Origin of the sequence: Proteus sp. G2300, assembly GCF_009915965.1 — a bacterium.
GTDB lineage: Bacteria > Pseudomonadota > Gammaproteobacteria > Enterobacterales > Enterobacteriaceae > Proteus > Proteus vulgaris.
On sequence record NZ_JAABNK010000005.1, the window covers coordinates 190,329 to 204,617 of the forward strand.

12 protein-coding genes are annotated in these 14,289 nt (G+C 39.4%); 10 read left to right on the forward strand and 2 right to left on the reverse strand.

Translation table 11 applies throughout. The features are described 5' to 3' along the window. Positions 1 to 46: 46 nt before the first annotated feature. The 6 genes from hypB to yedF all read left to right on the forward strand — a co-directional run bounded on the left by hypB (position 47) and on the right by yedF (position 5,281). The gene (gene hypB, locus GWI97_RS03150) at positions 47 to 1,210 is read left to right on the forward strand and encodes a hydrogenase nickel incorporation protein HypB (RefSeq protein WP_036932951.1); all 1,164 of its coding nucleotides are present in this window, start codon (positions 47 to 49) and stop codon (positions 1,208 to 1,210) included. Then, complete coding sequence (hybG, locus tag GWI97_RS03155; RefSeq protein WP_006535180.1) at positions 1,201 to 1,467, forward strand: hydrogenase maturation factor HybG; 267 nt, start codon at positions 1,201 to 1,203, stop codon at positions 1,465 to 1,467. The genes hypB and hybG overlap by 10 nt, the downstream gene beginning before the upstream one ends. Continuing rightward, complete coding sequence (gene hypD / locus GWI97_RS03160) at positions 1,454 to 2,590, forward strand: hydrogenase formation protein HypD (RefSeq protein WP_036932950.1); 1,137 nt, start codon at positions 1,454 to 1,456, stop codon at positions 2,588 to 2,590. Before hybG ends, hypD begins: the two co-directional genes overlap by 14 nt. Further along, entirely contained in the window at positions 2,587 to 3,606 is a 1,020-nt protein-coding gene (gene hypE, locus GWI97_RS03165) for a hydrogenase expression/formation protein HypE (protein WP_036932948.1), read from the forward strand. Before hypD ends, hypE begins: the two co-directional genes overlap by 4 nt. Positions 3,607 to 3,815: 209 nt before the next feature. Continuing rightward, on the forward strand, positions 3,816 to 5,042 hold the full coding sequence (gene yedE / locus GWI97_RS03170) for a selenium metabolism membrane protein YedE/FdhT (protein ID WP_036932947.1): 1,227 nt from the start codon (positions 3,816 to 3,818) through the stop codon (positions 5,040 to 5,042). Next, positions 5,039 to 5,281: a sulfurtransferase-like selenium metabolism protein YedF gene (gene yedF / locus GWI97_RS03175; protein WP_006535172.1), complete on the forward strand. Its 243-nt coding sequence runs from the start codon at positions 5,039 to 5,041 to the stop codon at positions 5,279 to 5,281. The genes yedE and yedF overlap by 4 nt, the downstream gene beginning before the upstream one ends. A gap of 67 nt (positions 5,282 to 5,348) precedes the next feature. Here yedF and rdgC read toward each other — a convergent pair whose 3' ends face one another. Further along, entirely contained in the window at positions 5,349 to 6,257 is a 909-nt protein-coding gene (gene rdgC, locus GWI97_RS03180; RefSeq protein WP_036932945.1) for a recombination-associated protein RdgC, read from the reverse strand. 1,327 nt (positions 6,258 to 7,584) lie between these two features. On the opposite strand from rdgC, the gene GWI97_RS03185 reads away from it, so the two are divergent. From GWI97_RS03185 to GWI97_RS03200, 4 genes are all read left to right on the forward strand, one after another. Beyond that, positions 7,585 to 8,769: a porin gene (locus tag GWI97_RS03185; protein ID WP_224215435.1), complete on the forward strand. Its 1,185-nt coding sequence runs from the start codon at positions 7,585 to 7,587 to the stop codon at positions 8,767 to 8,769. A gap of 83 nt (positions 8,770 to 8,852) precedes the next feature. Beyond that, complete coding sequence (locus GWI97_RS03190; RefSeq protein WP_036932943.1) at positions 8,853 to 10,808, forward strand: bifunctional 2',3'-cyclic-nucleotide 2'-phosphodiesterase/3'-nucleotidase; 1,956 nt, start codon at positions 8,853 to 8,855, stop codon at positions 10,806 to 10,808. Between the two features lie 85 nt (positions 10,809 to 10,893). Further along, positions 10,894 to 11,670: a ribonuclease T2 family protein gene (locus GWI97_RS03195; protein WP_036932942.1), complete on the forward strand. Its 777-nt coding sequence runs from the start codon at positions 10,894 to 10,896 to the stop codon at positions 11,668 to 11,670. A 19-nt stretch (positions 11,671 to 11,689) separates the two neighbouring features. After that, the gene (locus GWI97_RS03200) at positions 11,690 to 13,312 is read left to right on the forward strand and encodes a bifunctional metallophosphatase/5'-nucleotidase (RefSeq protein WP_036932940.1); all 1,623 of its coding nucleotides are present in this window, start codon (positions 11,690 to 11,692) and stop codon (positions 13,310 to 13,312) included. A gap of 283 nt (positions 13,313 to 13,595) precedes the next feature. Here GWI97_RS03200 and GWI97_RS03205 read toward each other — a convergent pair whose 3' ends face one another. Further along, positions 13,596 to 14,195 (reverse strand): nitroreductase family protein, encoded by a 600-nt coding sequence (locus GWI97_RS03205; protein ID WP_036932939.1) that lies wholly within the window; start codon positions 14,193 to 14,195, stop codon positions 13,596 to 13,598. Positions 14,196 to 14,289 lie beyond the last annotated feature (94 nt).

Genomic DNA, 14,289 nt, shown 5'->3' on the forward strand with positions numbered 1-14,289 from the left:
GACACAGAGTCACATTCTTCTTATTGAATAGTACAGGAGTCAGAATATGTGTAGCACTTGCGGTTGTGGCGAAGGCAATGTCAGAATTGAAGGCGTAGAGCCTCATTCACATGAGCACCATCATCATCACTCTCACTCTCATGATCATCACGACCATGGTCATCATCATGATCACGGCCACCATGGACATGATCATCATCATGAACACACTGCTACTCCAGCGAATACTGTTCATAAATATATTGATAAGTCTGAGCAAAAGCATAAGCATAACTACGAAACCAATGGTCAGCCTATCATTGTTCATCACCACTATTATCATAACAGTGGTGATGTTCATCTTCATTTTCATAACGATGCACAGCTAAACGAAACGCCTGTTTTCCATGAACATCATCATGGACATAACGCTCATCATGAGCACGATCATGCACATGATCATTCTCATCAGCACGACCATGAGCACGAGAGCGAAGAACAATTCAGTCCAGTGATTGAAAATCAGAATATGCATTATGGCCAAGGTGAAGCAGGAACACATGCACCTGGGATTAGCCAAAAGCGTATGCTGAAGATTGAAATGGATGTACTGGATAAAAATAATCGTATTGCGATTCATAACCGTGAACATTTTGAACAGCAAAATGTGTTGGCATTAAATCTAGTTTCAAGCCCTGGTTCTGGTAAAACAACACTGTTAACACAAACATTAAAACAGTTAGCCCAACGTGTACCTTGTGCTGTGATCGAAGGCGATCAACAAACGACGAATGATGCGGATCGTATTCGTGAAACGGGTGTTCCAGCTATTCAAGTGAATACAGGTAAAGGTTGTCACCTTGATGCGCAAATGGTGCATGATGCAACGCACCAATTAGGCGTGCAGGATAACAGCATTCTCTTTATTGAGAATGTGGGGAATTTAGTGTGCCCAGCCAGCTTTGATTTGGGTGAAAAACATAAAGTGGCTATTCTTTCTGTCACTGAAGGTGAAGATAAGCCACTGAAATATCCGCATATGTTTGCCGCTGCTGATTTAATGATTATCAATAAGATTGATTTAGTGCCACATCTTAATATTGATGTTCAAACCTGTATCGAATCCGCTCGTCGTGTGAATCCTAATATCGAAATCATTGCGTTATCAGCAACAACGGGTGAAGGCATGGAAGCGTGGTTAGCTTGGTTGGAGAGTCGTTTATGTGCTTAGGTGTCCCTGCTAAGATTGTTGAGGTGGGCGAAGATGTCCACCAACTCGCTTATGCCGAAGTCAGTGGCGTCAAACGTGCGGTTAATATTTCAATGGTATGTGAAGGCGAACCTAGTGAATTATTAGGCAAATGGGTACTTATTCATGTGGGATTTGCCATGAGTATTCTTGATGAGCAAGAAGCACAAGATACTCTTGATGCATTACAGCATGTCTATGGTGTGACCCTCGAAGAGGCTGATGATGCAGTACGTTGATGAATTTCGTGATCCCGAACTTGCGAAAGCTTTACTAGCCCAAATTCGTGAAACTATTTCACAATGGCCTCACCCTATTAAACGTCCATTACAAATCATGGAAGTGTGCGGTGGGCATACACATGCCATTTTCAAATTTGGTTTAGACCGCTTATTACCAGAAGAAATTGAATTTGTTCACGGGCCGGGTTGTCCTGTTTGTGTATTACCGATGGGGCGGATTGATGCATGTTTAGAAATTGCAGCCCGTCCTGATGTGATTTTCTGCACATTTGGTGATGCAATGCGAGTACCGGGTCGTAATGGCTCAATGCTTGATGCACGTCGTCGTGGTAGTGATATTCGTATTGTCTATTCACCACTCGATTCACTCAAAATCGCACAAGATAATCCAGACAAACAAGTGGTTTTCTTTGGTTTAGGTTTTGAAACAACCATGCCAAGTACGGCAATGACGCTACAACAAGCAAAATTGCGTGGACTTAAAAACTTTTCTCTATTTTGTCAGCACATTACCATCGTACCGACTTTGCGTTGTCTACTAGAGCAAGACGATGTTCGCATTGATGGCTTTATTGCACCGGGGCATGTGAGTATGGTGATTGGATGTACACCATATCAACCGTTATGTGATGCATTTGAAAAGCCTTTTGTGGTGACAGGATTTGAACCATTAGATTTATTGCAAGCTATACTGATGGTCATTAAACAACTTAAAGCAAAAGCAGAAAATGCAGATTATGTTTTAAGTATTGAAAACCAATATAGTCGCATTGTACCGAATGAAGGTAATAAGTTAGCCCAAAAAGCACTTAACGAAGTGTTTATGTTAAAAGAAACCAGTGAATGGCGTGGATTGGGTGAGATCCCAATGTCAGGTATTCAATTAACACCCGCTTATTCTGAGTTTGATGCAGAATTACGTTTTACACCAGCACCACAAAAAGTGGCCGATAATCCACAATCTCGCTGTGGTGATGTATTAACAGGACGATGCAAACCTTCGGATTGCCCGCTCTTTGGCAAAAGTTGTACACCAGAAACCGCATTGGGTGCTTTAATGGTGTCATCAGAAGGGGCGTGTGCGGCTTATTATCAGTATCGCCGTGAAGGTAATATATGAAACAACCTGATGAAATCACTTTAGCCCAAGGAAATGGTGGGCAAGGTATGCAACAATTGATCGAAGGCTTATTTTTAAAAGCATTCGATAATCCATTATTAAATGAAAAAGAAGATCAAGCACGGATCGCATTAAATGAGTTAACGACGCTTGGCGATCGTCTTGCTTTTAGCACAGATAGTTATGTGATTGATCCGATCATTTTTCCTGGCGGGAATATTGGTAAATTATCTGTTTGTGGTACGGCTAATGATCTTTCTGTTGGTGGTGCTGTGCCTCGTTATCTTTCATGTGGTTTTATTCTCGAAGAAGGGCTTCCATTTGAAACCCTTGAAGTGCTTGTATTCGCGATGGCAAAAGCTGCTTCACAAGCGGGAATACAAATTGTCACGGGAGATACTAAAGTAGTTCCTCGTGGTGCGGCGGATAAGATTTTTATCAATACTGCGGGTATTGGCGTTATTCCAACAGCAGTTAATTGGGCTGCAAGCAATATCAAAGCGGGCGATAAGATCTTAGTGAGCGGTACTATTGGCGATCACGGCGCAACAATCCTAAATCTGCGTGAAAATTTAGGACTAGAAGCGGATCTACAAAGTGATTGTGCTGTTCTTGAGCCAATGATTGCGCCTTTACGCCAAATTACAGGTATTCGTGCCTTACGTGATGCAACCCGAGGTGGCGTGACTGCTATTTTGCATGAATTTGCTCAAGCTAGCGGTTGTGGCATGAATGTGCATGAAAGTAAATTACCAATGAAACAAGCTGTTCGTGGTGTGTGTGAATTATTAGGGCTTGAAGCACTGAATTTTGCTAATGAAGGTAAAATTGTTTTAGTGGTATCGCCTGACGCTGAAGCACAAGTCCTTGAGGCTTTACATCAACATACTTTAGGGAAAGAGGCTTGTACTATTGGTGAAGTTACCGAGGATAATTATATTCGGTTAACGGGAATTTTCGGGACTAGCCGTATCCTTGACTTACCATATAACGAGCCATTACCACGTATTTGCTAATTACTTACTTCCCACTTATAAATTGAAATGACCATAAGATTTATAAGTGGGATAAGTTGCCAGCCTGTTACAAAAAATTTGTTATAGCGCAAATTTCTCTCATTTATCTGAATACTGACCCTTTGATAAAAAAATTATTGGAGTAACATGTTCGGCCAATCCTACTGCGTGGAGAGGGTCTCTCGTAGAGGTAAGTTCTAGGAAAAAACATGTCTTGGTCAGAATTTAAATCTCAATACCTGATCCGTTTTTGGAAGCCTCTTCCAGCGGTGATTGCGGCAGGTATCTTATCAACTTACTACTTTGGTTTAACCGGCACGTTCTGGGCTGTCACGGGAGAATTTACTCGTTGGGGTGGTCACGTAATGCAATGGTTTGGTGCTCACCCTGAAGAATGGGGTTATTTTAAAATTATCGGTCTTGAAGGTACGCCATTAACGCGTATTGACGGTGTGATGATTATTGGCATGTTTGGAGGTTGTATTATGGCTGCGCTTTGGGCCAACAACGTCAAACTTCGCCATCCTCAGCATAAAATTCGTATTATTCAGGCAGTGCTTGGGGGGATTATTGCGGGTTTTGGTGCACGTTTAGCGATGGGCTGTAACCTCGCTGCTTTCTTTACGGGGATCCCCCAGTTTTCTTTACATGCTTGGTTTTTTGCGGTTGCAACAGCGATTGGCTCTTATTTTGGTGCCAAACTTTCACTGATGCCTCTGTTTCGTATTCCTGTAAAACTACAAAAAGTCAGTCAAGCTTCACCGATTACTCAAGATAAACAGCGTGCAAAACGTCGCTTTAGATTGGGAATGGTTATCTTTTTTGCCATGATTGCGTGGTCTTTCATTATTCTCTTTGATTCACCCAAACTGGGCTTTGCGATGTTAGGCGGTATTGGTTTTGGTATTTTAATCGAACGAGCGCAAATCTGTTTTACCTCTGCCTTTCGTGATTTATGGATAACAGGCAGAACTCATATGGCAAAAGCGATTATCATTGGTATGGCGGTGAGTGCGGTTGGGATCTTCAGCTATGTCCAATTAGGTGCTGCGCCTAAAATTATGTGGGCAGGGCCGAATGCTGTCATTGGCGGTTTACTCTTTGGTTTCGGTATTGTACTTGCGGGTGGGTGTGAAACAGGCTGGATGTATCGCGCTGTAGAAGGTCAAATTCACTTTTGGTGGGTTGGATTGGGTAACGTTATCGGCTCGACATTATTGGCTTACTACTGGGATGATTTTGCCTCAGTGATCGCGACTGATTATGACAAGATTAACTTACTCGACACCTTTGGTCCAGTGGGAGGATTAGGTGTGACATATCTGATGCTTGGTGTGTCATTTATATTATTACTTTGGTGGGAAAAACACTTTTTCCGTAAAAAGGCGCAACAAGCACAATCTATTTCAACACAAGTTAATAAGGAAATCGCATGAGTCAGAAAGACACCATTATTCCTGATTATCGTCTAGATATGGTTGGTGAACCTTGTCCTTATCCTGCGGTAGCAACGCTTGAAGCTATGCCATCACTGAAAAAAGGCGAAATTTTAGAGGTAGTAAGTGATTGCCCTCAATCCATTAACAATATTCCGCTTGATGCGAAAAATTATGGTTATACCGTGTTAGATATCCAACAAGATGGCCCGACAATTCGGTATTTAATTCAAAAATAAATTTTACTAAATAAAAAACAGCCTATTTAGATAAAATGATAGGCTGTTATTCTTTAATAAGATGGTGTTATTCTGCTTCGCCACCGAGCACTTCTGTCACGCGTTCAATGAGTGCGCTTAACTCCCCCGTCATTAAAACAAAGTCGGCATCAAAACGTTGAGCAAAATCAGCTTTATCAATATCATCATTTTGTTCTCGTAATGTTTCACTGAATTTGATCCGTTTTATTGAGCCATCATCACAAAGCATAAATTGTAGGCGATCTTCCCAGTCCACGGAAAGCTTGGTGACAACTTTACCTGCTTCAATATGAGTCGCAATTTCATCAGAGACTAATTCTTGTTTTTTACAACGGATCACACCACCTTCTTCCAGCACGGCTTTTAGCTCCGCTTCATCCATTAAGGTAAAGCCAGCCGGGAGTTCTCCGGAGCGTACCCACTCTGTCATTTTTAATTCAACGGATTCATTAAAGTTCAGTGGAACAACAGGTAATGAACCTAACGTTTTGCGCAACAAAGCTAAGTTATCTTCAGCGCGTTTTGCACTGCCAGAATCAACAATGACTAATTGTTTTTCTAAATCTAGCCAAATAAAAGTTTGTGAGAATTTACTAAATGCACGAGGAAGCAGGGTATGTACCACTTCATCTTTTAAGGTGGCTTTCTCTGTTTTTTTCAGCTTACGACCTTGTTCACCTTCAAGCTTTTCAACTTTCTCTTGTAAGGCGTTTTTAATCACTGTTGCAGGTAAGATTTTATCTTCTTTTCGCGCGCATATCATCACGTGCTTGCCAGCTACATGAATAAGCGCTTCACCACGATCCCCCATAGGTGAAACCCAACCTGTTTTGGTCATGTCTTGGCTACTGCAAGGTGTGAATGCCAATGAAGCAAGCTGTTGTTCTAACTCATCCATTGACAGTGCTATCTCTTTATTTAAGCGATAGACCAAAATATTTTTAAACCACAGCATCTGACATTCCCCTTAATCATTATTTACCGCATTATGATACTGAATGTTTAGGGTATCTAAAAGGTAATATCCCTTAAAAGAAAATATCTATAATGTTATTTAATAAAAAAGAAAAAAGCTGAAACGAATAATTAGTAAATTTACTGAGTGATAATGAGTTTCATTCTTATTTTTATTGGATTAATTAAGGATAATAATAATAAAATAACGTGATTTTTAGCATAATCTCTAATGTGATGATGATCACTTAATTTCATTTTTATGCTATTTTTTATTTACAACATGAAATCATTTTCAGATTTATCTCTGCATTAATTTACAAAACAAAAATCTTCTTGACGATTGCATGTGATAATTGTCACAAAAATAGGAAAATATAAAGAGTGACATTTCACAAGTAACAAAGTGATTAGGATCACAAATTTGGATATTTATTTTTTAAATATCGTTAAAATAACACGATAGGGCTTTTTATATTAACCAAGGTTATAGTTTAGATTTTGTAATGTTTTTTGGGAGTTCTTTATTACATGTACGTATTGATTAGATATTGTGATTGAATGGTATTCTTGTGCTTCTCTTTTTGGTATTTGTAGTTAATTATTCTTTTTTTGAGGGAGTGTTACTCGTTACCACTAGTTAAATTGTATTTAAATATGATTTCGTTTTTATTTAAATAAGAAATAAATATAAAGATAAAAAATTATTAATTAGGAATAACAATATTCAAATCTTTAGTGTTATTTATTTAGTGGTTAAAATTAATACTTCCTTTTAAATATATTAAATAGGGGGATAAATTTTTTATTAGCAAAAAAAAGAGTCTTGTAACAAAATGAAATCTAAAAGAAAAATCTAAAAGTGTTATTTTTAAAAAGTTGATTTAGTTCAAAAAACACGTATCTTTACCTTTAATTGTGACGCTTATCACTTCGGTATGTAACTGTGAAATCGCATGTTGGTGTAATTGTGGGCTACATCACGAAAGAAGGGCTTTTTTTTGAGTAACATGCCAACGAAAATTCAATGACCAATTTCTTTTTCTAACAGAAATAAAAGCAATGCCCTTATTTAAAATATAATGAGGATATTATTTTTGTGTCTTATTGGTGATTACGTCTGTGTCAAGGAAATTAAAACCTTTAAGAAAATTTTGTAGAGTCATCATTAGTAGCTATAAAAATTATCAATTGTGAGAGCGATTTTCTTTTTCGAAATTCGTGGCAGAGATCTTTTGTCTGAATATCAGGTCAACTATATACGGCGGTATTATTTTTGACCTTAAAGAAAATCATAAAACTATAGAAAATAGATGGGTATTTTAATCATGAAAAGCTTGAAGCCTCTAGCAGCACTGGTTGGTTTGTTGGTTCTTTCTGGATCGGCAAACGCAGTAAACGTGTATAACGATAAAGGTACACGTTTTGATGTAAACGGTCAGTTCCGTTTAAAAACACAAGTGACTAGCCAAAATCATGAAATGAAAATGAATGATGACGGTAGCCGTATCGGTTTCTTTGGTTCACACGAACTGACTAACGATATCAAAGTATTTGGTAAATTAGAGTGGGGGTCAGACACTCAAAAAACGAACAGTGACAACCCTAAATCAAACTTTGAAATGTACAACCGTGTAGGTTATGTGGGTTTCTCTCACCGTGATTATGGACAAATCCAATTTGGTCGTACATATATTCCGATCGATTGGGTGAAAAAATCAAGCTACGGCTATGGTAACACAGGTGTGTTCTATTTTAGTGATGTATTAGGTCGTGCTGTAGGTTATAGCAATGGTTATGCTGATGGTAAAGGTGTTGGTAAAAACAACTTTATGACCCGTTTACCACAAACTATCTTTATTGAAACTAACCGTTACGAAGGTTTCAAATTAGCGGGTACCGTTACAGGTAAAACGGGTGATGATAATACTCGTACTACTGGTGATATCACTCGTGCTTACTCATTAGTTGGTTTCTATAAATCAACCTTCGGTTTAGAATTTGATGCGGGTTACTCTGCGGCTAAAGGTGAAGCGACTCATAGCAGTAAGAGCACAGTTCAAGGAAAAACACCTGAAAACAGTATATTAGCATTTGGCGCTGAATACTTCTTCCCAGGCCGTGAGTTCTCTATTGGTTTAGACTATGGTCAATCTCGTGGTAAAAATTCAGGTTTAACTTTAGCAAGTAATGCAACTTCAAAAGATTATAAATGGAACTCTGTTAAAGGCGATTGGAAAGCTGATTTGTACGGTGTTGGTGTGAAATGGCACTGGGATCGTATCGAAAGTGGTATGTATGCGGGTTACTATTTGCGTGATGGTGATGCTAACACGTTCAACTACAAAAAAGAAACCTATACTGTGGGTGTAGATAAACGTTTTGCGGTATCTAAATACAACAACTTACGTTTATTCGCTGAAATGGCATATGATGATGCACGCAGTGACAATGAAGCATATAAAGACACTAAACAATATATCTTCGAAACGGGTATGCGTCTGTATTTCTAGTCTTTTCAACGAGGCTGTTTGACAGAAGTAACGAAAGGAGAGCCATTTTGCTCTCCTGTTAACCAATATATAAGGGGTGTGTAATGGTTAAGAATGTGTTGAAAATTTCAACATTAGCAATGTTTGTTGCATTCAACGTGAATGCTGCGACAGTCGATCTTCGTATTATGGAGACGTCTGATGTTCACAGTAACTTAATCGACTTTGATTACTTCAAAGACAAACCAACAGAACAGTTTGGTTATGTCCGTACAGCTAATTTAATTAAAGCAGCAAAAGCTGAAGCAACCAATGCGATTTTAGTTGATAACGGCGACTTGATCCAAGGTAGCCCGCTGGCTGACTACCAAGCAGCTAAAGGTTTAGAAAAAGGCGAATCTCATCCAGCCCATCAGCTGATGAACACCATGGGCTACACCGTAGGTAACTTTGGTAACCATGAATTTAACTATGGTTTAGATTACCTGAAAAAAGCCATTGCGGGTGCTAAATTCCCTTACATCAACGCCAACGTGATGGATGCGAAAACAGGCAAAAACTATTTCACACCTTATATCATTGTTGATACACCAGTAAAAGATCGTGATGGTAAAGAACACACTATCAAGATTGGTTATATCGGCTTCGTACCACCACAGATCTTAATCTGGGATAAAGCCAATCTGGATGGTAAGGTCGTTGTAAATGATATTACAGAAACAGCGAAAAAATTCGTCCCTCAAATGAAAAAAGAGGGTGCTGACCTGATTGTGGCTATTCCTCACTCTGGTTTCGCGTCAGAGCCGTACAAAGCAATGGCTGAGAACTCAGTTTATTATTTAAGTGAAGTTGAAGGCATTAATGCAATCATGTTTGGTCACGCTCATGGCGTATTTCCAAGCAAAGAATTTGAAGGCATTAAAGGTGTTGATGTTGCTAAAGGCACTGTAAACGGCGTTCCTGCGGTTATGCCAGGCCAATGGGGTGATCACTTAGGTGTCGTTGATATGGTTATCAACAACGACAGCGGTAAGTGGGTGATGACACAAGCAACAGGTGAAGCACGTCCTATCTTTGATAAAGCAAATAAAAAAGCCTTAGTTGAACGTGATGCTGAATTAGCGCAAATCATCGAAAAAGCACACCAAGGTACCCGTGATTTCGTGGGTAAACACATTGGTAAAGCTTCTGCCAATATGTACAGCTTCTTAGCATTAGTACAAAGCGATCCAACGGTACAAATCGTTAATGATGCACAAGTTGATTACACCAAACACTTTATTCAAGGTGATCCGAACTTAGACGGTTTACCTGTATTAGGTGCAGCCGCGCCGTTTAAAGCGGGTGGTCGTAAAAATGCACCAGCAGACTTCGTAGAAGTTGAAAAAGGTGATTTAACATTCCGTAACGCTGCAGATTTATATCTGTATCCAAACACATTAGTGGTTGTTAAAGCGACCGGTGCGGATGTTGTTGAGTGGTTAGAATGTTCAGCGGGTATGTGGAATCAAGTTGATCCTAATTCAACTAAACCACAATATTTAATCAACTGGGATGGTTTCCGTACTTATAACTTCGACACTATCAGCGGTGTGAACTATAAAGTTGACTTAACTCAACCGGCGAAATATGACGTTGATTGTCAAGTTGTTAATAAAGATGCGAATCGTATTAAAGAAGTGACTTACGAAGGCAAACCAATCGATCCTAAAGCAACATTCCTGATCGCAACAAATAACTACCGTGGATACGGTGGTAAATTTGCGGGTACCGGTGAAGCGAATATTGCGTTTGCATCCCCAGATGAAAACCGTGCAATCTTAGCGTCTTATATTGCTAAGCAAACAAAAGAGAATGGCGAAGTGGCAACAAAAGCCGCTAATAATTGGTCTTTCTTACCGATTAAGACAGATAAACAATTAGATGTTCGCTTTGAAACGTCACCTAGTGAAAAAGCGGCTAACTTTATTAAAGATTTTGCTCAGTATCCAATGACCTTTGTGGGAAATGATGACATCGGTTTTGCTATTTACAAAATTGATTTAACTGAGAAGAAATAAGCAATTAAACCTGCCCATTCTGGGCAGGCTTTTCTTACCTTTTTGAACCAAGAGAGTAAAATTTATTGCTCTTTAAGGGGATTTTATGCGCTTTATGAAGCTATTACCTGCTGCTTTTGCTTTAGTATTAGCAGGATGTGCAACGCAAGCACCTGAAATTACAGAACCATTAAAACCTCAAGCTAAATTAGTTGAAGGCGTATCTTGTATTCTACCTGATGCTCCAACAGCACCTTACGACTACATTGCTTCTCATGATCGCTATGGTCAAAACAGCACAGCATCAACAGATTACTTTAAGTTAGCAATTAACTACTCACCGGCTTTTTGTGATTATAAAAGTAATAATATTAAGCGTTTAAATAACGACAATGAAAAAGATCGTGCAAAACGTGAGTACGATAAATTTGAAATCCAATGTTTCTCAGATAATAAATTTGGTTGGATTGTTCATGGGCTGTGGGCTGAAACCTGTGATGGTAAATCGTGGGAAGACTGCCGTGATTGGAAAGACATACGCAAGCATCCTCGTTTATGTAAAGGCGATTTACCACCTTTAGAATACTCTGCTATCAAACCTTATCTGTGCGATTCTCCGGGTATCGATCTGTTACAAGGTGAATGGGAAAAACATGGTGTTTGTGCGTTTGATACACCAGATGCATTCTTTGGTAAACAAAAAGAGTTGTATGAAGCGTTAGTATTACCAGAGGGCCGTCCTTCAAATAGTGCATTGATTAAGTTCTTAAAAGAAAACAATCCATCACTGAAGGATAAAGAAATTCAAATTAATCGAGATGAATTCTATATCTGTTATAGCAAAGATTTCGAAGTCATTGATTGTCCGAAACGTGAATTTTGATCTTAGGGATAAATTGTAAATGAAGCATAAATATAAACTCGTTGCACTTGCAGTAAGCTCTGTCTTATTAGCTGGTTGTGCAAAGAACTACGACGAAGCTAATGTTGTTGATGTGCGTGTTATCGCAATGAACGACTTCCATGGTGCGCTAAAAGCGCCAGGTCCAAACAAACCTGGTGGCATTGAGCACATGGCTACGTTAATTAAAGAAATGAAGAAAGATAACCCGAACAACATCGTTGTTGCGGCTGGTGATATGGTTGGTGCAAGCCCACTGTTATCTTCAATGTTCCATGATGAGCCTTCAATCGAAGCATTATCATTAGCAGGCTTAGAAGCAACTTCAGTGGGTAACCACGAATTTGATAAAGGCATGGGCGAGTTACTGCGTAAACAAAACGGTGGTTGTCACCCAGTAACGGGTTGCCAAGGCCCAACTGAGTTTAAAGGCGCAGATTTCCAATACTTAGCGGCTAACGTTATTGTTAACGAAACGGGCAAAACATTATTCCCAGAATACGTTATTAAAGAATTCAACGGTATTCCTGTTGCCTTCATCGGTTTAACTTTAGAAGGTACTGCAGCTATCGTAACCCCTAAAGGAACCGAAGGCTTAAGCTTCCACAATGAAGCAAAAACAATTAACGCACTAGTACCTCAGTTAAAAGCCAAAGGCGTTCAAGCAATTGGTGTTCTGATCCACGAAGGTGCAGCACAGCGTCGTGATGGTGGTCCAGTTAATATCAACGCATGTAATGGTATTACAGGTAAAGTACTGGGTGTTGTTGAACAATTAGATCCAGCTATCGACTTCGTTGTTACTGGTCATACTCACCAAGCTTATAACTGTACTATCAACGGTAAATCAGTGACATCGGCACAGTCTAATGGTGCAATGTTAACGCGTATCGACTTGAAATTAGATAAAACAACGAAAGATGTTGTTGATATCGAAGCTCGTAACATTTGGGTTGATAACCGTAAATATGAAAAAGATCCTGCAGTGACTAAACTGTTAGAAGCTTACGAAAAAATTGCTACCCCATTAGCTAACCGTATTATCGGTAAGTTAGAAGGTAACCTGAACAAGCAAACGAATGACGCGGGTGAATCTGCACTGGGTCAAGTGATTGCGGATGCGCATTTATATACTGCAAAACCAAAAGATATGGGTGGCGCACAAATCGCATTTATGAACAGCGGTGGTATTCGTGCTGATATGACTGGTGGTGACGTTTCTTATAACGCAATCTACACTGTACAGCCATTCTCTAACGTACTGTTAACTCAAACGTTAACGGGTGAACAAATCAAACGCCTATTAGAACAACAATGGGATCGTTCACGTCCACAAGTGTTAGCTGTTTCAGGCAACTTCCAATATACATGGGATAGCAAAGCCTCTAATGGTAACCGTGTTATCGTCGAATCCATGAAAATTGATGGCAAACCAGTGGATATGAAAGCCTCTTACCGTGTTGTGGCTAACGAATACTTAGCAACAGGTGGTAGTAATTTCTCTGTACTGAAAGAAGGTAAAGATCCAGTTTACAGCGTGCCAGATGTTGATGCAGTCGTGAAATACTTTGCTGAGCAGTCTCCAATTGCTCAACCAAAAGCAAACAACATCACACGTAAATAACGTATTTTCATACGCCTTGTGAAAATCGCACCTTTTACTTCGGTAAGGGGTGCGTAAATAAATAAAGAGAGCAAAGTGTTGAACACAAAGGGTCCATCCCTACCTTTGTATTCATTGCGCACTTTGCTCTTTTTTATAGGATTTTTATAGTGAAGGCATAATACCACCTCTCTTTTTCTGTGGGCATGTAATAAAAAAAAGCCCACAGTGGCTGTGGGCAAGGAATGAAAGTAAAAAAAGAGGGTATTATTTAGGGTCTTTTGTCAGATGTCTGTTCTAACTCTTATTTGAAGATTTTAAAGCGAGCGTCATCTTCAATATAATTCTTCTCGCCGGCCTCTTGTTCGATTGAACCAAAGACCATTTGCGCTCTTAATTTCCATGTTTTTGGCAGATCCCAAGTTGCATGAACTTCGTCATCAATAATTGGGTTGTAGTGTTGTAATGAAGCACCTACGTTCTCTGCTGCTAATGCAGTCCAAACAGAAAGTTGTGCCATACCACTTGCTTGTTCTGACCATACAGGGAAGTTATCCGCATACAGTGGGAATTGCTCTTGAAGACCTTTTACGATATCGGTGTCTTCAAAATACAGAATTGAACCCGCACCTGCAGCGAAGCTATTAATTTTTGCTTCAGTAGCACTAAATGCTTCTGCTGGAACTAATTTTTTCAGTGTGTTTTTAACGATATCCCACAGTTTTTGATGTTGTTCACCAAACAGAACAACAACACGCGATGTTTGTGAGTTAAATGCTGTTGGGCTTTCTTTAACCGCTTCTTTGATAATCGCAGTGACTCTGTCTTCGCTAATTGGAAGTTGATTACCTAAATGATAAATTGTTCTACGTTTTTTCATTAAATCAGTAAATGCGTTAGACATGGTGTCTCCTTGATAAATTTAGGCGCTTAAAGCGTGTCTTAGCTTGAGCTAATCTATGAACATACTATAGGGCTTAGCAGTGATTTATTGATAT